Here is an 18,265-nt window from a genome sequence, read left to right as displayed (position 1 = left end):
GCCTTTCACCAAAGCGGCAGCTCTCTTGACAATCACGATTCCTTAATGCTCCCAATCAAAGCGTTTTATCGTTTCATTTTTTACAATCGTATTATCGATTAGCAGATTTGTCAATGAGAATTGAAGAAATTGTGAGAAAATTGTCTGAAGACGGACTTTTTACCGTCGCCAAATCCATAGTCCCACCCAGGTTAAAACAGCTGCCCAGATAAGCAGCACTAAAACACTTGCTGTCCAGTTTTTTGGCTTTCCGTCCTTCATCAGCTTTTGTGCTCGTTCCTCGCAGTCTGCTGCCACCGGCTTTGGGATCATTTTTAATGCGAAAAAAATACCGAGCGGAACAAGAAGAATATCATCAATATAACCTAAAACGGGAATAAAATCCGGGATTAAATCGATCGGGCTGAATGCATACGCGACAACGCAGGCAGTGAAGAGTTTTGCATACCAGGGCACCCGCGGATCGCGGCATGCGAAATACAGCATAAACAACTGGCGCTTTAACTGCCGTGCCCACTTCTTTAAACGGTTCATCGTACGTCTCCTTCTTTTTTTACATCATAACACGACAAATAGGCTTGGGGGCTTTTTTTGGAAACACTCCCCTTTAGATGGGAATGAATACAAGAAAGCGTGGGTATATTGAAAAGATGTTCTGCTGCGCAAAAAGTAAAGAAAAAAGGAGCGGTGTACATGTATTTTGTGGATGATCACCACGCCGTCAATTTTAAATTAACACAAATTCAATGGGAATTTGCCCAGTACGATTTAGAATATGCGGCTGCCTGCTATTTGCTGGCCGTGCCGATGGTATTTGAACATATAGTATCTGAATTAGATACGCATGAAACGCCGGTTGACTGGATCATTCAATGGGAAGAGGATGATTCGGTCTACGACCTCAGCGCCGGCGCGGTCCAGCTTGGCCGGCTTGCGCTTCATTTATGGAATGGATCGGGGCCTTTTCACCTGCTGCAGTGTTTAGAGAGCCTGCAGGGGCATCATTATGAAGTCGTAAAGACGGCGCTGGATGTAAGGATGGGAAGGACCGGATAAGAACGAGCTGAGCCTGGGCAGCAGGTTCTGTCCAATACATATATAATCTTATAAAAAAATAATAGAAAAAGGTTTGAAAATAGATTTGCCTGGGTAAAAAAGAAGAACACACGACATGTGTGTTCTTAGGCGGGATAGCGTGAGTGGCTGTCAGTGTATTTGGCGCAGGCGGGGCCGGTACGAAAAGGAAATGTCAGGATAATGTCGAGCTTCTTTCATTTTTTCAGTAGGTTGCCTGATAGATCAAACTGAATTAAGAGGAGGAAATGAAAAATGGCTTCGTTACACGAATTTGATCCTGGTACAGCAGATATTCAGTCAATGCATGTTTTAACAAAACTAGCCGCAGAAGACGACGGAGTCTATATCTTAGCCCGTGAACGCGATGTAACGAGAGACGCAGCCGACAAATCCGATGAAGAAAAATTAAGAGATCAATATATTTTGTTCAGTAGTTTATTTTAACTGAATTTAAATAGCGAATAAGGGAAAAAAGGACCTCCAAGCAGCGTTTGGAGGTCCTTTTTGATGGATTTATTCAGAATCATAAATGCCTGTTCATTACAAAACGCCTTTATATATTTTAGGAGTAAAGACGATATATACAGGAGAATAAGCTTTTTATAAAGAATGGGATTTAGATGAGCCGGTTAAATGGATGGGTGGAAGCTGTAAAGGAATTACAGCATATTGTTGGAGACGATACAATGGTAGGAATTACAGATAAAGAAAAGTTTCTGGCTTACCTGCCAACGCCGAAAGTAGATTTTGGATTGAAAAAGGGAGATCCCATTCCCGCTGAGGACTAAAATCTCCGCGGGGCTTTAAGAGGCAAAAGCAGCTCGGTGGTTATACCAAAGCATATTTATGGAGTGGCCCTGCAGGCGAAAGCGTTTCCTATTCGGGATGAAAACGGGTAGATCATCGGTGCGCTTGCCACAGCGGCGCCGCTTGAAAAACAGGAAAGGCTGGAATCATTTATTAGCCGGATGCATTCCATTACGGAAGGGCTGCAAAACAGTATTCAAACGGTTGCCGCCCAATTGCAGGAATTGGCCGCATCGAGTGAAGAAATTTCTGCTCAGTCACAGGCATCCTTAGACCGGACGAAACAAACGGTTCAGGAAGCGAGTGAGATTCATAAAATTCAGCAGCAAACCAATATTTTAGGGCTGAATGCGTCCATTGAAGCCGCGCGGGCAGGAGAAGCCGGAGCAGGTTTTTCCGTTGTAGCCAACGAAGTACGTAAGCTGGCTCTTCAAACAACCGCTGTCACAAACAATGTAACTTCTTCTTTGCATGCGATTACGGATAACATTGGTACACTGGCTGATAAAGTAAGCCGGATCAAAGCATCTTCTGCCGAACAGGCGGAGCTTGTCACCCAGTTTAGTGCGCTTATTGAGGATTTAAATGCGTTAAGTGAAGAAATGAATGGATTCATGGAATCAATTTTAACGAAATAAAAATACATTCTTTTAAGTCCGGCTTCTGCCGGGCTTTTTGCTATTTTTTTCTTTTTTTAGTAAGGTTTTAGCAATGGAAGGGAAAGGGAGCGATCAGAATGATAACAGAAGCGGTTATGCTGCAGGTAAGGCTAGGAATGGAAAAGAAGTACGAAGAAGCATTTCGCGAGGCGTCGCCGCTTATCGCCTCGATGAAAGGATATAAAGGACATGAATTGCAGCGCTGCCTGGAAGTGAAGGGGAAATACTTACTTTTAGTTCAGTGGGAACAGCTTGAAGATCATACGGACGGATTCAGCCAATCGTCTGAGTATCAGAAATGGAAAGAGCTGCTCCACCACTTTTACGAACCGTTTCCTGATGTTGAGCACTTTGAACAGGTTAATTTGGAGAAGGGAAAGCCGGTTTATGGACCGTAACGCGGTCGCCATTGTTCTGCATGAAATATACGGAATCAATCAGCATATTGAAGGCATCTGCAGAAAACTGTCGGTAAAAGGGCTGGATATACAATGCCCTAATTTACTTGCGAGAGCCGCACCCTTCACCTATGAGCAGGAAAATGAAGCTTATACTTTTTTTATGAAACATGTTGGTTTTCACAAGGCAGCAGAGCAGGTGAAAGCACTAATTGCTGCGTGCAAACAGAAATATAAACAAGTTTTTTTAATAGGATTTAGTGCAGGAGCAACTGTCGCGTGGCTTTGCAGCGAGGAAGCAGGCCTGACGGGGATTATCGGGTTTTATGGTTCTCGTATTCGAAACTATCTGCACATATCGGCTGCCTGTCCGGTCCTGCTGTTTTTTCCGAGTGAGGAGCCGTCTTTTCAAGTGAGTGAGGTAATCAAAGCGCTCAATCACCCGCTGATCCATACGATCCAGTATGAAGCAGGTCATGGATTCAGTGATCCTTTTTCATCAAACTATGATCAAGCATCGGCAGAAAAAGCATGGGGTGATACATTGACGTTTATCAGTAAAAGGATGGCGGCTGCTCCGGTTTAAATGCTTATAGAGCAGCAGGTTCTTGCTGAAATGATACTAAATGGGGAGGAAAAGCAATGAATGAGAGATTTCCAATTGGCTCCTTTGCCTGGCCTGATGAATTAACGGAAAACGTAATTAGTGGCTGGAGAGAGGACATTAAAACCTTTCCTTTGCTGCTGCGCCAAACGGTAGAACATTTGACAGATGAGCAACTTGATACACCTTACCGGGACGGCGGCTGGACAGTGCGGCAGGTTGTGCATCATCTCGCAGACAGCCATATGAATGCGTTTATCCGCTTTAAACTGGCCCTGACTGAAGCCACACCTGTTATCAAGCCGTATGATGAAGCAGCGTGGGCGAATCTTACGGACAGCCGCCTGCCCGTTGAAGTGTCTCTTTCTTTACTTGAAGCGCTGCATGAACGATGGGCAGCACTTCTATCAAGCCTCACGAAAAACGATGTAAATAAAACATTCATACACCCTGATTCGGGCCATGTAACGATCGGCGAAAACATTGGCATTTATGCCTGGCATGGCCGTCATCACCTGGCGCATATTACTTCATTATGTGAGAAAAAAGGGTGGGTATAAACTTTAAACAAAGCAATGGAGGGACTGCAATGCTTGAAGCGAAGAATCATCATGGCCAATATGGTGTGTACCATTCCGTGCCAGGCTTAAAAGAATTTATCCATACATACAAATCAATGCCCTTTATAGAACTCTGGAAAGAATACCATGCTTTTTTAAGCGGGACATTTGGCAGGCTTTGCACACCGCTTTTGCCAGGAAATGAAAGAAAACAGATTTTCTCGGTTTTTAACCATTATGAGGCAGAACCGATTGAAGACTTCGTCATGCTTTATACGCTTTGTAACGGCAACGACGCGGATCATTGGATAGAAGATATTGAACGAGAAGGCGCAGCATATGCGCATATCGGCGGAAACCCGCTGATGAACTGGGATGAAATTGTCCGTGAAGTCAACTTTGCGGGCCGCAATATAAAAGGACGGTATCCGGTTCAATCCATCCCGGCTGGTTATGTGAAAAATAATGAAATGCTGTCCAACAAAATTCCTTTTCAGCATGATGGGGGAGGCAACTTTATTGCCATCGACCTTGATCCAGATACAAAGGGCCAGTACGGGCAGGTCGTCGAGGTGGATCATGAATATGATGAACGGGTTGTACTTGCATCTAGCTTAAAGGAATATATCATCATTTTATATTATTTTGTGAAAGAGCTTGGTGTAATCGATAACGGAGAAGGATATGAAGGCGATAAAGCATTGTCATTTTATATTATGCGTACAGAAAAAGCAGCGGATTGATCCGCTGCTTTTTCTGTTACGCTTTTACGTCAATTGATTTTCCGAGCGTTGGATGAGGAGCCTGCAGCATTTGCACCATTTGGCTGGCATTTTGCTGGGCCATATCCATTGTTTTTTTCGTCAGCGCAATACTGACACTTTGGTTAAGGGAAGCCTGGCTTATGCCAGTCGATAAAGCAGCGATATCCATACGTCTCACCTCCCTTTTTATTATCGGCTTAATAGTTCGAAAGTATAAGAGGATTCGAAGAATACCTTCATTTAACCAGTAAACAGGTAATTTTTTAGAAATATGGACATAATGACTATTGAATATCAAAAATAACAATTAGATTACAATTAAAGTTAAATTATAGAAAAATAGAATCCAATATGTAAAATTAACCAATAGAGAGATGAAATTTGTAACAAAAGAGAACTGGAGGAAAAGGTTTGAAAAAACAAGCAGCAATGATTGGTTTGGTACTGGCTCTTATTCTATCAATGGCCGGTTTCGGGCTGCCTGCTCAAGCAGCCGGGTTTGTTGATGTGCCAAGCCGTGCAGTAAAGGAAGTTAATTATTTAGCCGAAGGAAAGATTGCAAACGGATCATCCGCAACAGTATTTGGCGCCGATAAAACCGTTACACGTGCAGAGGCAGCGGCGTTTATTGGACGGGCTCTGCAGCTGGATGGAACAAAGAGAGCCACTAACTTTGTGGATGTAGGTTCAGGGAATTTTGCGTCTGGGTATATACAGTCGGCGGTAGATAAAAAGATTTTCTCGGGTTATGATGGCGGCCGTTTTTTGCCGGATAAACCAGTAACGCGCGGCGAAATGGCGGTCATGATGGCGAAAGCATTTGACTATTCGTTCGGCAGTACACTGTCAGGCGCAGCCAAAGCATTAACAGCACGTGGGATTGCTCAAGGTGTAGATGACGGCACATTTGGGGCCGATCAGCTGCTGAAGCGCGCAGACTTTTCCGTTTTCCTTGCGCGTGCCATCAATCCAGAGTTTCGCCTAGTCAACACGAACGATTTTAGCAAGACAATGTGGGCGAATGTGGGCGACTTGAATATTCGCTCAGGCCCGTCAACCGCTTATGGTTCAAAAGGAAAACTAGCTGAAAATGTACAAGTTTCAGCAGCCCATAAAGTGGGTGACTGGATTTATATTCAGTCAGGGGAAGTTGTTGGTTTCGTTAATGTTTTTTATCTGCGTGATACAGAGACAAAAAGTGCAGCAAGTGATCCACGCCTGTCAAATCAAACGATCATTTTAGATCCGGGTCATGGCGGACGGGATCCAGGAGCAATTGGTTTTGGACTTCAGGAAAAAGACGTTGTGCTGAAAACAGGCTTGAAAGTGAACGAGCTGTTAAAACAAACACCGTTTAATGTGAAGATGACCCGTTCAACAGATACATTTATCACAATCAATAATCGTGCTGCATTTGCGAGCAAAAACAACGGTAGTGTGTTTGTCAGTATCCATGCTAACGCCGCAGCAAGTTCAAGTGCAAACGGCACGGAAACGCTTTATTACAGCGCCACGAATACGGCTAATTCAGCAGACAGCAAGCTGCTTGCTGAAAAACTTCAGAACCGTATGCTGCAGGCTTGGAATTTAAAAGACCGCGGTTTAGTAAGAAGAACAGATTTAGGTGTATTAAAATACAACACAGTGCCATCCGCTTTAGTGGAACTAGGGTTTATTACGAATAAAGAGGAGAATGACAAGCTAAAGTCAGATTACTGGCAGACAGTGATGTCTAAAGCCCTTTACTACGGTATTTTGGATTACTACAAAGCAAAAGGCTATGATGTTGATTCATTATACGATCTAGCTAACTCATAAGGAAAGCCGGCTGGCTTTCCTTTTTTCTTTGGCAGACTTCTAAACAAGTAAGAAAGGAAAGCCGAAAAAAAGAGTAGGAGTGCGGTTCTTTTTCCATTATGATGTATTGAAGGAATGATTTGAGAAAAAGAGCAGCTATGAGCTGTAAACGTACATACAAGATAAGCAGTGAAGGGAGTTTTGGAGAGAATGAAAAAAATAGGTTCATATGTGCTGGCGGCCAGCTTATTGTTTCCGCTTGTGCCTTTATCCGAAAATAATGTAGAGGCGGCCGGCGATTCGCTTGGCAGAGAACTGAGTGCCGTTATTGAAGCCGGTATTATGAGCGGCTATGAAGATGGCTCGTATAAGCCAGACAACAGCGTCACGCGGGAAGAATTTGCGACGTTTTTAGCTCGTGCCTTACAGCTGCCGGAAGGACCAGAGCGATTTAAAGATGTCCCGGCTTCAGCTAAGCTGACTCCTTATGTAAATGCCGCGGCTGCTGCCGGCATCATTAACGGCGGTTCAGACGGAAATTTCTCGCCAAAAGCAACGATTACCCGCCAGGATATGGCGCTTATGATCAGCAATGCGCTCAACTATTTAGGGAAAGATGCCGCGTATGTAAAGCCATCCTTTACAGATATTGATAATATCAGCTCGGCGTATCGAGTGGCAATCGGCAAAAGTGTCAGCTTAGGTATCATTTCTGGGTATACAGATGGACGATTTGGTCCGCTGGATAACGCACGCCGCGGACAAGCAGCTGCTTTTATTTACCGGATGCTTGAAGGAAACCTGCCAGAGCCGATTGTAAAGCCGTTTGAAACAGCGATGATTGATGCAGCTGGCACGGTTACACCTTCAGCTGTTGCGTACGAATCCTTTGATGCTGCCAAACAAGCCATGGACAAAAACGGGGCTGAGCTTCTGCTTAAAAATGGGGAAATTATGTATATGAAAGAGTATGGAGGCATGGTTTTTGCCAAGCCAGAAAGCAACGCAACAATTGTGAGGCTTTATGCGGATGAGCAGTTTAAAAATGAAAAAACATACGTGACAGCTTCTGCGATTGGAAGCAGCGGTATTTCCACCGAGCTGCAGTATATCACTTCGACCGATTCATATGTGAAGGTATACCTCGGCGGAAGCGAGTATTTTATGAAGCCGGAAGATACACGCCTTGTACCGTATGAAGGCGCAAAAGGACGCGGTTATTATTCTGTATCAAATGGTTTGCTTGTCCATCACATTTACAATGTTGACACAAACAAGACAGTCGCGTATACAGCTGGACCGGCACCATCATTTATGCAGGCAGGCTCAAAGTATTATAGCTGGGATGGTTTCTCGTTTTACAATGAAGCAGGTCAGCAGGCAGGGCGTGAATATCAATATTTCCAGTTCCTGTCCGGCCGCACGAAAACGAATTACACCGCTGCCGAGCTTGATGCCTATATTCAAAAAGTGCTGGCGGAAAGACAGGCGATGGGCCTTTCTAAATACGCAAATGCCACAACGAAAAGCAAGCTGATTGGCCTCGGTACGATGGCCAAAAAAGCAGAAAGCTTATATAACGTCAACGCACTTATGATCGTTACACTGGCGATTCATGAAAGTGATTACGGAATGAGTGATAAAGCACAAACGATCAATAATTTATTCGGCTTGAAAGTGTACGACTCCGATCCTACTGGCGGCTCTGTGTTTAAAACCGTAGAAGAAGGTGTAACGGCGCTTGCAAAAGATTACTTAGGAGCAGGATATTTCACACCGACTCACTGGCGGTTTAATGGCTCCGTGCCTGGAAACAAAACAACAGGCGTAAACGTGAAGTACGCATCCGATCCTTACTGGGGTGCAAAATTTGCCGGCCATATGTATACGGTTGACCAGGCAATGGGCGGACAAGACTTTGGCCGCTATACGATTGGTTTCACGAACACGCCGGGCTTAAACGTGCGCACAGGTCCAAGTACAAGTCAAAGCATCTTGTACACATACAAAGCGAACGGCATGCCGGTTACCATTATTAAAGATGGAGAGTGGGCGGAGATCGTGTCAGATAACCCGTCCCAGACAGGCTACGTGTACAGTACTTATGTGAATAAGCTTCCTATAGCTGAATAAGTAAAAGTAAAAAATAAAAATCCGGCAGGCCTGCGTGAAGGTCTGCCGGATTTTTATGTTTCTAGAAGTACTAGCGGATCACACGCAAAACACGCCGGCCCAACGGATACAACGCATATCCAAGGAACACGCCAGCGATATTTAAGATCAGGTCATCTATATCCAAGCTGCCCCGGTGGGTAACAAACTGCACCAATTCGATCAAGGTAATAACCAGAACGGGTACAAGCGTTTTTTGCAGAAGGGAAGGGGACGCTGTCAGCATCCAAAACATGCCGTATGGTACGAACAGCACGACATTTGCGGCTATATTGTAAAAGGCCACAAATGTATCTGCCTCCCCGCTTAAAAAAAGGCGGATTGTGTGAAATGGTATAAGATTCATATTCTCATAAGTCTGATTTGATGGCCGAAAAAACAGCAGAATGAGCAGCGCCGCTGTGTAAAGGGCCATTATCCGTTTTAAAAACTTTGCCGGTATATCAATTGTATCCTGGCGAAAGCCGTACACGAGTAAGAAAACAAGCGCGGTCAGCGTCGCCCATACAACAACAATGACCACAGGGTGAAGATACCAAAAAAGCATAAACCAAACAGGAAGGAATGCGAGAAACAATCCTTGCGACAGCAAGGCAGAAAGGCCAAATGATGTTTTCACGTATGCCGCTCCAGCTCTGCTTTTTGCTTTTTTTTACATTGATCAATCATGCTAGTGCCTCCTTTTCAATCAGTTTATCACAAGACTGAATGATCTTCTTTAAGATTCACAAGCTGGAAAACAATTCTGTAACTATTTCATGGGTTCATCCAAAGAATAGACTCTATTATTTTCATTAGCAGCAAACAAAAAGCGGCGATGGCTCGTTTGGCAGAGGCGATCAAAAGCTGTATGTGATTGAATAAGGTAAAAGCCAAACAGATGGTAACATCTGTCTGGCTTTTTTTATAAAATCAACCCGCTGTAAGCTCTTCTTACTATATAATGGAGAAAAATAACAAAAAGAAAGTGAGCAGGATGAAGAAAAGCGCAAAACAATCGATCAAGATATGGAAGATCCTTTTTTAATTTGGACTTTTTCTAACGCTGTTTCGCTGATAAAAAGGAGGAGAAAAAATGAGGAAAAAAATAGCCAGGCTGATGGCTGTTGGAATGATGATCTTAATTGCGGGCTGCAGTGAAGAGTCAGATTTAACAAGAATTGACGTAGAACGTTTTGAAGAAAACCAGCTTGTTGGAGAGACGGTAACAATTGCAAGAAAAGAAGAGGTTATGGCATTAGAGAAGGTATTCACGCAGGTAAAGTGGGAGCCGGGCACCCAAGTATCGATGGCGAGAACGGAAGATGTAAAAGTTGTATTTTTTTTTGAAGAGGAAGCTGGCATGCCGGAGCGGCTGCAAACTTATAGAATTTGGCTGCATGAAAAGGGCACGGCAGAAATAATTGGTGAGCAAGAAGATGAAGGGTATGGAACAATGTCGAAAGAGTCAGTGAACGAATTGAAAAAAGTCATTCAATAATAAAAAGAAGAACTGGAGATGTACGCATTCTTTTAGGCAGCAGGGTTCCTTCAAAGCCGGCTGTTTTTTTCTGATTGATGGAAAAAAGGAAGGAAAAGGGGTTTATTCTATCGAAACATGGGTATGAGGATGGCATACTTACTGGGCATACGCCCTGCATTCAGCGACTATACATAGTGGATCGCTTCTTTTAATGAAAAAAAAGACAAAGGGGATGGAAGGAGCGATAGGATGGGCAGTCAAAATATCTGGTTTACGTTGTTGTCGAGTGCGGTCATCATTGTGCTGCTCGGCATCTGGACATACAAAAAAACAAAAGGGGCTAATTCCACAACAGAAGGGTATTTTTTGGCCGGGCGCGGCTTGGGCGGCGGCTTTATTGCCGGGGCTTTGATCCTGACAAATTTATCTGCCGAGCAAATGGTTGGATTAAATGGACAGGCGTATGGGACGAATATGAGCAACATGGCGTGGGAAGTCACCGCCGTTTTGGCGATCGTCATCATGGCGCTGCTCCTGCTGCCCCGCTATTTAGGCGGCGCGTTTACGACACTTCCGCAATTTTTGCGGGATCGGTATGACGAAGGAGTCCGGCGGCTTGCGGTTGTGTTATTTATGCTCGGTTATGTCTTCGTTACCATTCCATCGACCTTATATTCAGGGGCATTAGGGGTTATGAAGCTATTTGATGTAGAAAGCTTATTTGGCATTTCTTATACACAGTCCATTTGGCTGATGGTGTGGGTGATCGGCATCATTGGTGCGTTTTTTGCCATTTTTGGGGGAATGAAGGCGATCGCTGTGTCGGATACTTTTATTGGCATAGGCTTGCTCGTCATTTGTGCGCTTATTCCAATCATGGCGCTGTATCAACTAGGAAGCGGCAGCATTGCAGAAGGTTTTCAAACGATGGCCACAAACCATCCCGAAAAATTAAACGCAGTTGGATCAAGTACCGATTCAGTTCCTTTTGCCACTATTTTTACGGGGATGATTTGGGCGAATCTTTTTTATTGGGGAACAAACCAGTATGCCATTCAGCGAACGCTTGGAGCCCAAAACCTGGCGGAAGGACAAAAAGGCGTACTGTATACCGGCTTTTTTAAACTGCTTGTCCCGGTGTTTATGATGCTTCCAGGCGTTATGGCTTTTCACTTATATGGCGGAAAGCTGGCCTCTATTGACCTGGCATATCCGACACTGGCGGCCAATATTCTCCCATGGTACTTGCAGGGACTTTTTTTAGTTGTACTGCTTGGTGCGGTATTCAGCACTTTTAATGCGCTGATCAATTCAGCTGCAACGATGTTTGCCCTTGATGTTGTTCAGCCGTGGAAGCCTCATTTATCGGATGCCAAGCTTCTCAGCTTAAGCAAATGGTTTACAGCGGGGCTTGCGGTTATCAGTTTTTGCATATCCCCTTTGCTTATGTATGCACCAGACGGTTTATGGGAATTGATTCGCCGCTTTACCGGTTTTTTTAACATTCCGATTATCACGATCGTTCTTATTGGCATTTTTGCCAGACGTGTACCGCCCGCTGCTGCTAAAGTGGTCATTGTTTTCCACGTGATTACCTACTATATGATGATTTGGGGAACAAACCACCTTTTTGGTTTTTCGCTCGAAATCAATTATATTCATGTGTATGGTATTTTATTTATAACAGAACTCATCATCATGCTTGTTATTGGAAAGCTATACCCGACGAAAAAAGCATGGAGCTACACACCACATCCAAAGATTGATATGAAGCCATGGAAATATGCCCTGGCAACGGCTGTCGTACTGATCGGACTGATGGTTGAATTTTATATCGTTTTCTCTCCATTTGGTCTTGCATATGAAGAAGGGATCGTTTCACCCTTATTCTGGCCGGCATTAACAAGCTTGGCCGTTCTGACGGCTGTTGTGGCCGTATGGGCCATAAAAAGATGGAATGATAAATATAGCCGTTATATTGAAAAACAAAATACAGTCCAGGCAGCAGAAACATCGATCAATGAACAGCTTGAAGCAACGGAAATCCGCAAATAAAAGACGGCTAAAACCGTCTTTTTTTGCTTTTTATTTACCGAAGACGGGGTAAAGTGAAAAAGTAAAGAGCATGGCAGCAGGCTGTTTTTTTCGGCGTTCATGAGAAATATTTTGGCCTTCAGCCTTAAATGATAGGGGGACAAAGGGTGAGAGAGCAAATTACTTATGATAAGAAAGCGGAAAGAGCTTATATGCATTTAACAGATTTTGAAGCCGGTTCTGTAGCAACAACAGTCGATTTGATGGAAAACCAGGAGATTATAATCCATTTTGGCTGGCAGGTACCGGTAATTGGAGTTGAGCTGGCAGGAAGAACCGCTCAAAAAGTAAAGTATTTGAATGGAACAGCAGATGTTTTTGTTCGGGAAGTCATAGCACAAGGATTCAAGCATTCTTTTCGGTTGAGTAACGAAAAAGCAGCAGGTTCCGCAGTACATCCGGACGCCCCGCATGTTGTTTTTTTGTTTTCTGATGAGTCGTGCAACGAATTTTTGGGAATTGACTTGTATGAAATAGGGGGAACGAAACGAGTCTGGCGGTAAATCATATCTGTATACCGCTGCTGTGCATGCTGAATTTGTCGGTCAGAAAAAGAAAAAGAGCTTTTTTCCTTTCAACAGGGAAGGGAGCTCCTTTACACCTCTCTTAGTTTTCATCCATAACGCCTTCGGGTACATCTTCTGTGTTAGCCGGGTCATCTCTGTCCGGAATAAACAAAGCGTCACGCACTTCAAGAATACGCGTAGCGGCAGTATTCAGCTTTGTCTCTACATCAGCTGTCTGGAGAGTATCGCCGCCAAGCTGCTGGGCTAACGCATCTACTTTTTGTGAAGCGGTATTCGTTTGGTAAAGAAGAGAATTCAACCGGCTGAGTGAGCGGACACGAGTTTCTTCTGAAATCACTCGTTCTCTTGCCAAATCGGCATGAATATCTTCGAGCTTTTTATCTATGACTGTAATTTGACTTTGGACGGTTTTTAACGGTTGCGTTTCAGTGTGGGTAGAAACAGAAGCACTGGCTGTTGCGGCTTGAGCGGAGAAAGCAAGGCCAACTGCAAGAGCTGGTGCTGCCGCTTTAATAAATGAACGTTTCATTATGCTGCCTCCTTCAGTGGTATCTATATCTTTTTAGTACCTTGTTTTGAGCCGCTTAACCGGATTTTCAACCCTTTTAACCAAATTGACATGACATTGTAAAGGCTGCGAAACATAGCTGAAGGAAGAAAAAGAGAAGTAGGTTTGGAAGCCTGAAATACTTGAAGAATAGAAAAATCTACTAAAAAAGAACTAATGTTCCGTTTTTGTTATCTATATTTACCAGCTCTATGCTATAATGAAAGTGCGTTGGAATTGCGTCTCAAGGGTGGACAGCATTCTTTTAATCGGCTGGCAGACAAAGAGCGCCGATTCCTGGGGCAATGTCTGCACTACCTGCCCTGCGCAGGCCAGGGGGGGTGCTGCCTATGACGACTTTTCAATCGCTGATGCTGATGATTGCTTTCGCTAGTCTCGTTGTTTCAATCATCTCATTAACACAAAAAAAGTAATCCACCCTTGAGCCGACAAGCAGGGGAGTGGATTACCTTTCACTTTCATTTGCTGATCCCCCTTGAAGGGAATTCTGCGCAAGGCCGCTGGTGTTTGCCGCACCAGTGGTCTTTTTTTAATATGTTTCTTTACATACCAATTATACCCCAATCCAGCATAAATGAAAATCAATTTAATGAAGGGCAGAACAAAGGAAGAAGCAACAGCGGATGGGAGCGATCTGTTTGCTGTATTCTTTCGGCTGCGATAGTTTGGGCTCCTTTCTTAGGATAAAGACATTCAGGCTGATTTTAGAATGAATACGGGTTAGATGAATCCACCTTTTTATAAAACAGGGAGGAACGGACAGACATGGAAAGTGAACGACTGCGAATATTTGACGGAGAGCATCGTGAAATAGGCACGGCGAGCCGGGAAGAGATTCATAAAGAAGGATACTGGCATGAAACATTTCAATATTGGCTGTTAAAAAAAGAAGAAAACACCGTGTACATTTACTTTCAAATTCGAAGCAGCATGAAAAAGGATTTTCCGAGCCTGCTCGACATTACTGCGGCAGGGCACCTGCTGAAGGATGAAACAGCTGAAGATGGTATTCGAGAAGTAAACGAGGAACTAGGTCTCGACTTAACAATTCACCAGGTACAGCCGCTTGGTATCATAAAAGAGTCGATCGAGCTGGAAGGGTTCCTAGACAGGGAGTTTAGGCATGTATATATGCATCAGATTGAAGAGGAAGTGAACTTTACACTTCAGCAGGAAGAAGTATCAGGCCTCGTTCGGGCGCCTTTTAGCCTTTTTCAGTCTTTTTGCTTCGATCAGATTAACTTTATCGAAGTGGAGGGTTTTCAGATAAACGAAGCTGGAGAAAAGGAATTCGTTAAAAAACGGGCAGATAAGCAGTCGTTTGTACCTCACTCTAAGGCTTATTGGAAGCAAGTTGCCGAAGCGATAGGCGCAAAGCTGTCAAAGTAAGCATTATAAAGTGAAGTATATTGGCTGTGCTCTTTTCTGTTGTCATTCGAATAATCTATTTGAAGGTTCTTTTGCATTCAGGTAAGTTTAGGCAAACAAGCCGGATGGACATCCATCTGGCTTGTTTCTCTTCTTACTGACAAGTGTTTAAAAGGAGAACAAGAGGGTTTGGTTAAAAGGCTGTCTTCTTTATTTTTAGTTTTAAAGCAAAGGGATCCATACAGCAGGAAATTGGAATCATTTAAATTCCATTATTATTTAAAAATATTGTTTACAGAAAATACAGAAGGTTGTAATATTGGAAACGTATTCATTTTGCGTTTTTGAGAAAGCGCTTAACCAAAAAGGGGGAATATGCGTGAAGAAGTCTAGAAAATGGTTAGCAGCAATGGGGTTTTTATTCATTTTACTGCTGGCAGGCTGCAGTAAAGAAGCTGGGGGACCGGAAGATAAAGCCGAAGACCATAAAGTAATAGGTGTTTCAATGGCGAACTTCAGCGATCAGTATGTGACCTATATGCTGGATGCGATGAAAGAAGAGGAAAAGAAACACTCCTCTGTTGAATTTATTTATACAGATGCACAAGATGATAGTTCCACTCAAATGAGCCAGATCGAAAACTTTATTTCCCGGGACGTTGATACCATTATTTTCTCTCCAGTAGATACAGTGGCTGCAGAAGGAATGCTCGATACGATCAACGCAGCCAGTATTCCAAGTATTGTTTTATTAAAAACCTTTGATGGAGTAGAAAAAGCAACCGCTTACGTAGGATCTGAATCGATGCAAGCGGGTATTATCCAAATGGAAGAAGCAGCAAAAATGCTGGGAGGGAAAGGGAATATAGCCATTTTGATGGGACCTTTAGGGCATGAAGCACAAGTGAAGCGTACTGAAGGAAACAAGCAGGTAATAGACAAAAAACCTAAAATGAAAGTTGTTCTTGAAGGTGCAGCAGACTATGACCGGGAAAAAGGCATGACGTTAATGGAAAACTGGCTTCAAACAAATAAAAAAATAGATGCAGTAATTGCTAATAATGATGAAATGGCGATCGGCGCGATTATGGCCATTGAAGCGGCTGGGAAATTAGACGATATTTTAGTAGCAGGTATTGATGCAACTCCGCCCGCCTTAGAATATGTACAAGAAGGAAAAATGGAGCTTACCGTTTTCCAGGATGCCATTGGACAAGGAACGAGTGCAATTCAAACAGCAGTGAAAACAGCAAATGGGGAAAAGGTAGAAAAAAATATCTTGATTCCTTTTGAACTTGTTACAAAAGAGAATGCAGCCAAATATGCTGAAAAATGGAAATGAAATAAAAAAGCCGCTCATTCAAATGGGCGGCTTTTTTTCACTTTGACATCCTCTATTAAGCGATCGGCTGTAATGAGGTAAGAAAATATAAAATAAACCGGGATTATGTTAAACGGGCTGCATTTCATGATGAACAAATGGCAGAAAAAAGGTTACTGAGAAAATAGCTTTTTCATTGTATAAACAAATAAATAAAAGATCCTTATGATTGCTCTCATCTACGCAAAATGTAAATATATTAGTATGTATACTTAGAAGCATCTATTGTCTGAATGAGCCGGACGAGAGTATACCTAGTTTCACAGGCAAATCAATTATTATATAAAACTATACCATTGAGTGAAAGCTGCTAATAGAAAGTGAGAAATAAAGGCGATGAAAACCATTTTATTAATTCGGCATGGCCGTTCTGCCCATACTGAAAGCAGACCTATGACAGGGCGGAAATTTTCAGCATGGGTACAGGCTTATAACGAAGCTGGCGTACAGGAAAGCAGCTGTCCGAAGGAGACGGTTGCTTCTATAAAGGATGCATCATGCCTCATCACGAGCGATTTAGTTCGATCCATCGAGTCGGCTAAGTATTTGAATCCAGCTGTTAAAGTACAATCAGACGCGCTGTTTCGTGAAGTAGAGCTGCCAGTTGTTTCTTTTACCCATTTAAAGCTGCCGCCTGCTGTATGGACAGTTTTACTGAGAACAGTGTGGTTAGCCGGATATAGCCGGCATTGTGAATCATATAAAGAAGCAAAGCGAAGAGCGGAAAAAGGAGCGAAGCAGCTGGCCGCAGCTGAACATCGTTCAATTGCTCTTGTTGGTCACGGCTTTTTTAATCAGCTGTTAGCCGGCGAGCTGAGGAAAAACGGGTGGAGGGGCCGCCGGAAAACCAATTCAAATCATTGGTGCTCAACCCTTTACACACTTGAATAGCACTTTTTATGAGATAATGGAAGAAACAGCTGGAAAATAATATGCGGTTACAAAGAGTATGAGCCAGCTTGTCTCATATCCAGCCGTTTTTATATAAAAGCAATATCTCTTTTAACTTAAAATGGCTGGAGTCCGTACAGCACAAAAAGGAGCCATAACATGCAAAACAAGTCTTTTTATCAAAAAATCAATTGGGTGATAATTGCCCTATTTGCCATTGCAGCTGTTTGGTCTATTTTTTCAATTTTTACGGGACTCGCCCAGCCATCCCCAGCTGACGCAGATGCAGATGTTCAACAGTCACGGCTGCTGCCTTTTTTCGGGCCGGATCAAGCAGTGGGGCTTGTCATATTAGGCGCTTTAGCCGCTCTGCTTATTTGGAAGTGGAGGTGCCTATTTCCGTTTAATGGGCCGCTTGCTTTAGTTTTAGGAGGCATCGTGTATGCTTGGCTCTTTTTTACATTCACAATTGGCTGGGTCCGAATGGTTGGAATTTACGGATTTATTCTGGCAGCGGGAATAGGATTTATCATGGTGTTGATTTATGCCATCCTGTCTGTTTTTCAAAAAAAATAACGGGCGAAAATGCGGACCTGACAGCGTTTGTCGGGTTCTTTATTTTTTGTCGAAAAAAATTACATTGAAAGTGTTTACAAATCAAAAAGAGTGTTGTACACTTTCAATATAAAGTTTTGAAGGTTCAGAAATAACTGAATGAAATCGATTTCAAATAGCGTTTTCATTTAGTAAGGATCGCTGGATTAGTTACTTAATAATCCTATCAAAACATCAATAAGCTGTTTTCAGTGAAATTGACTGAAATCGATTTCAGTCCTATGTTGCTTGGTAAGACAATGTAAAGGGTATTAAGATCATTAATACGGCAGTAATGAAAACGCTCTATTAAGCGGATAGATCTCTTGAACAGCGTTCTTATTTTTGAAACATGATGAAATCGATTTCAGTCGACCGCTGCTTTTAAGCCAATGGCCAGCTTCTTGTTTATTTAAAAACCGACTTTTCAAGGAGGAATCAAACATGTCAGCAGTAAACTCAGAAGTGAAAACATTACAAAACTACATAAATGGAGAATGGGTGGATTCTCTGTCCAGCCAGACCGAGACGGTTGTAAATCC

Annotated in this window: 22 protein-coding genes and 1 other annotated feature (1 of these 23 cut by a window edge); of the genes, 18 read left to right on the top strand and 4 right to left on the bottom strand. The window is 43.1% G+C overall.

Annotation, left to right across the window (positions count from 1 at the left end; genetic code table 11):
* Positions 1–68, bottom strand: a binding site (T-box leader); it reaches 154 nt to the left of the window's first position.
* A 91-nt stretch (positions 69–159) separates the two neighbouring features.
* On the bottom strand, positions 160–534 hold the full coding sequence (locus RG959_RS18115) for a YkvA family protein (RefSeq protein ID WP_342798327.1): 375 nt from the start codon (positions 532–534) through the stop codon (positions 160–162).
* A 159-nt stretch (positions 535–693) separates the two neighbouring features.
* On the opposite strand from RG959_RS18115, the gene RG959_RS18110 reads away from it, so the two are divergent.
* The 8 genes from RG959_RS18110 (at position 694) to RG959_RS18075 (ending at position 4,848) form a co-directional block, all read left to right on the top strand.
* The gene (locus RG959_RS18110; RefSeq protein ID WP_251269873.1) at positions 694–1,056 is read left to right on the top strand and encodes a hypothetical protein; all 363 of its coding nucleotides are present in this window, start codon (positions 694–696) and stop codon (positions 1,054–1,056) included.
* 273 nt (positions 1,057–1,329) lie between these two features.
* On the top strand, positions 1,330–1,521 hold the full coding sequence (locus tag RG959_RS18105) for a hypothetical protein (RefSeq protein WP_242231693.1): 192 nt from the start codon (positions 1,330–1,332) through the stop codon (positions 1,519–1,521).
* 176 nt (positions 1,522–1,697) lie between these two features.
* Positions 1,698–1,865, top strand: a complete 168-nt coding sequence (locus tag RG959_RS18100) for a hypothetical protein (RefSeq protein ID WP_342798326.1) — start codon at positions 1,698–1,700, stop codon at positions 1,863–1,865.
* A 180-nt stretch (positions 1,866–2,045) separates the two neighbouring features.
* Positions 2,046–2,522 carry a methyl-accepting chemotaxis protein gene (locus RG959_RS18095; protein WP_342798325.1) on the top strand — a complete coding sequence of 159 codons (477 nt, stop codon included), beginning with the start codon at positions 2,046–2,048 and terminating at the stop codon, positions 2,520–2,522.
* A gap of 98 nt (positions 2,523–2,620) precedes the next feature.
* Positions 2,621–2,941 (top strand): antibiotic biosynthesis monooxygenase family protein, encoded by a 321-nt coding sequence (locus RG959_RS18090; RefSeq protein ID WP_342798323.1) that lies wholly within the window; start codon positions 2,621–2,623, stop codon positions 2,939–2,941.
* Positions 2,931–3,527 (top strand): dienelactone hydrolase family protein, encoded by a 597-nt coding sequence (locus RG959_RS18085; RefSeq protein ID WP_342798322.1) that lies wholly within the window; start codon positions 2,931–2,933, stop codon positions 3,525–3,527. The genes RG959_RS18090 and RG959_RS18085 overlap by 11 nt, the downstream gene beginning before the upstream one ends.
* Before the next feature lie 56 nt (positions 3,528–3,583).
* Entirely contained in the window at positions 3,584–4,105 is a 522-nt protein-coding gene (locus tag RG959_RS18080; RefSeq protein WP_342798321.1) for a YfiT family bacillithiol transferase, read from the top strand.
* Between the two features lie 29 nt (positions 4,106–4,134).
* Complete coding sequence (locus RG959_RS18075) at positions 4,135–4,848, top strand: SMI1/KNR4 family protein (RefSeq protein ID WP_342798320.1); 714 nt, start codon at positions 4,135–4,137, stop codon at positions 4,846–4,848.
* A gap of 16 nt (positions 4,849–4,864) precedes the next feature.
* Here the strand turns inward: RG959_RS18075 and RG959_RS18070 are convergent, their stop codons facing one another.
* Positions 4,865–5,038 carry a YjfB family protein gene (locus RG959_RS18070; protein WP_242231688.1) on the bottom strand — a complete coding sequence of 58 codons (174 nt, stop codon included), beginning with the start codon at positions 5,036–5,038 and terminating at the stop codon, positions 4,865–4,867.
* Between the two features lie 242 nt (positions 5,039–5,280).
* Between RG959_RS18070 and RG959_RS18065 the strand changes: the two genes are divergently transcribed.
* Both RG959_RS18065 and RG959_RS18060 read left to right on the top strand, forming a co-directional pair.
* Positions 5,281–6,687: an N-acetylmuramoyl-L-alanine amidase gene (locus RG959_RS18065; protein ID WP_342798319.1), complete on the top strand. Its 1,407-nt coding sequence runs from the start codon at positions 5,281–5,283 to the stop codon at positions 6,685–6,687.
* Between the two features lie 189 nt (positions 6,688–6,876).
* Positions 6,877–8,799, top strand: coding sequence for an S-layer homology domain-containing protein (locus RG959_RS18060; RefSeq protein WP_342798318.1), 1,923 nt, complete (start codon positions 6,877–6,879; stop codon positions 8,797–8,799).
* Between the two features lie 70 nt (positions 8,800–8,869).
* Here RG959_RS18060 and RG959_RS18055 read toward each other — a convergent pair whose 3' ends face one another.
* The gene (locus tag RG959_RS18055; RefSeq protein WP_342798317.1) at positions 8,870–9,457 is read right to left on the bottom strand and encodes a VanZ family protein; all 588 of its coding nucleotides are present in this window, start codon (positions 9,455–9,457) and stop codon (positions 8,870–8,872) included.
* Positions 9,458–9,913: 456 nt separating this feature from the next.
* On the opposite strand from RG959_RS18055, the gene RG959_RS18050 reads away from it, so the two are divergent.
* The 3 genes from RG959_RS18050 (at position 9,914) to RG959_RS18040 (ending at position 12,897) form a co-directional block, all read left to right on the top strand.
* Positions 9,914–10,318, top strand: a complete 405-nt coding sequence (locus RG959_RS18050; RefSeq protein ID WP_342798316.1) for a hypothetical protein — start codon at positions 9,914–9,916, stop codon at positions 10,316–10,318.
* Positions 10,319–10,549: 231 nt separating this feature from the next.
* The gene (locus tag RG959_RS18045) at positions 10,550–12,355 is read left to right on the top strand and encodes a solute:sodium symporter family transporter (protein WP_342798315.1); all 1,806 of its coding nucleotides are present in this window, start codon (positions 10,550–10,552) and stop codon (positions 12,353–12,355) included.
* A gap of 146 nt (positions 12,356–12,501) precedes the next feature.
* Positions 12,502–12,897 carry a hypothetical protein gene (locus RG959_RS18040; protein ID WP_342798314.1) on the top strand — a complete coding sequence of 132 codons (396 nt, stop codon included), beginning with the start codon at positions 12,502–12,504 and terminating at the stop codon, positions 12,895–12,897.
* A 103-nt stretch (positions 12,898–13,000) separates the two neighbouring features.
* On the opposite strand, the gene RG959_RS18035 is transcribed toward RG959_RS18040, so the two are convergent.
* Positions 13,001–13,450, bottom strand: a complete 450-nt coding sequence (locus tag RG959_RS18035; protein ID WP_342798313.1) for a hypothetical protein — start codon at positions 13,448–13,450, stop codon at positions 13,001–13,003.
* 323 nt (positions 13,451–13,773) lie between these two features.
* Between RG959_RS18035 and RG959_RS25205 the strand changes: the two genes are divergently transcribed.
* The 5 genes from RG959_RS25205 (at position 13,774) to RG959_RS18015 (ending at position 17,705) form a co-directional block, all read left to right on the top strand.
* The gene (locus tag RG959_RS25205) at positions 13,774–13,902 is read left to right on the top strand and encodes a putative holin-like toxin (protein ID WP_369335189.1); all 129 of its coding nucleotides are present in this window, start codon (positions 13,774–13,776) and stop codon (positions 13,900–13,902) included.
* Positions 13,903–14,254: 352 nt separating this feature from the next.
* A complete protein-coding gene (locus RG959_RS18030; protein WP_342798312.1) occupies positions 14,255–14,878 on the top strand; it encodes an NUDIX hydrolase in 624 nt (207 codons plus the stop codon).
* A 358-nt stretch (positions 14,879–15,236) separates the two neighbouring features.
* Positions 15,237–16,199 (top strand): sugar ABC transporter substrate-binding protein, encoded by a 963-nt coding sequence (locus RG959_RS18025; RefSeq protein WP_342798311.1) that lies wholly within the window; start codon positions 15,237–15,239, stop codon positions 16,197–16,199.
* Between the two features lie 375 nt (positions 16,200–16,574).
* Complete coding sequence (locus tag RG959_RS18020; protein WP_342798310.1) at positions 16,575–17,129, top strand: histidine phosphatase family protein; 555 nt, start codon at positions 16,575–16,577, stop codon at positions 17,127–17,129.
* A gap of 159 nt (positions 17,130–17,288) precedes the next feature.
* The gene (locus tag RG959_RS18015) at positions 17,289–17,705 is read left to right on the top strand and encodes a hypothetical protein (protein WP_342798309.1); all 417 of its coding nucleotides are present in this window, start codon (positions 17,289–17,291) and stop codon (positions 17,703–17,705) included.
* Positions 17,706–18,265 lie beyond the last annotated feature (560 nt).

Source organism: Domibacillus sp. 8LH (assembly GCF_038806185.1).
GTDB classification, from domain to species: domain Bacteria; phylum Bacillota; class Bacilli; order Bacillales; family Domibacillaceae; genus Domibacillus; species Domibacillus indicus_A.
Note: the sequence above shows the minus strand (reverse complement) of the source record. Positions and strands in the feature narration are given on the sequence as shown.

Coding starts and splice junctions, on each gene's coding strand:
- RG959_RS18090 (WP_342798323.1), top strand. CDS start 2,621: ATGATAACAGAAGCGGTTATGCTGCAGGTAAGGCTAGGAATGGAAAAG.
- RG959_RS18015 (WP_342798309.1), top strand. CDS start 17,289: ATGCAAAACAAGTCTTTTTATCAAAAAATCAATTGGGTGATAATTGCC.
- RG959_RS18020 (WP_342798310.1), top strand. CDS start 16,575: ATGAAAACCATTTTATTAATTCGGCATGGCCGTTCTGCCCATACTGAA.
- RG959_RS18115 (WP_342798327.1), bottom strand. CDS start 534: ATGAACCGTTTAAAGAAGTGGGCACGGCAGTTAAAGCGCCAGTTGTTT.
- RG959_RS18110 (WP_251269873.1), top strand. CDS start 694: ATGTATTTTGTGGATGATCACCACGCCGTCAATTTTAAATTAACACAA.
- RG959_RS18080 (WP_342798321.1), top strand. CDS start 3,584: ATGAATGAGAGATTTCCAATTGGCTCCTTTGCCTGGCCTGATGAATTA.
- RG959_RS18070 (WP_242231688.1), bottom strand. CDS start 5,038: ATGGATATCGCTGCTTTATCGACTGGCATAAGCCAGGCTTCCCTTAAC.
- RG959_RS18100 (WP_342798326.1), top strand. CDS start 1,698: ATGAGCCGGTTAAATGGATGGGTGGAAGCTGTAAAGGAATTACAGCAT.
- RG959_RS18050 (WP_342798316.1), top strand. CDS start 9,914: ATGAGGAAAAAAATAGCCAGGCTGATGGCTGTTGGAATGATGATCTTA.
- RG959_RS18035 (WP_342798313.1), bottom strand. CDS start 13,450: ATGAAACGTTCATTTATTAAAGCGGCAGCACCAGCTCTTGCAGTTGGC.
- RG959_RS18030 (WP_342798312.1), top strand. CDS start 14,255: ATGGAAAGTGAACGACTGCGAATATTTGACGGAGAGCATCGTGAAATA.
- RG959_RS18085 (WP_342798322.1), top strand. CDS start 2,931: ATGGACCGTAACGCGGTCGCCATTGTTCTGCATGAAATATACGGAATC.
- RG959_RS18045 (WP_342798315.1), top strand. CDS start 10,550: ATGGGCAGTCAAAATATCTGGTTTACGTTGTTGTCGAGTGCGGTCATC.
- RG959_RS18060 (WP_342798318.1), top strand. CDS start 6,877: ATGAAAAAAATAGGTTCATATGTGCTGGCGGCCAGCTTATTGTTTCCG.
- RG959_RS18105 (WP_242231693.1), top strand. CDS start 1,330: ATGGCTTCGTTACACGAATTTGATCCTGGTACAGCAGATATTCAGTCA.
- RG959_RS25205 (WP_369335189.1), top strand. CDS start 13,774: ATGTCTGCACTACCTGCCCTGCGCAGGCCAGGGGGGGTGCTGCCTATG.
- RG959_RS18095 (WP_342798325.1), top strand. CDS start 2,046: ATGCATTCCATTACGGAAGGGCTGCAAAACAGTATTCAAACGGTTGCC.
- RG959_RS18075 (WP_342798320.1), top strand. CDS start 4,135: ATGCTTGAAGCGAAGAATCATCATGGCCAATATGGTGTGTACCATTCC.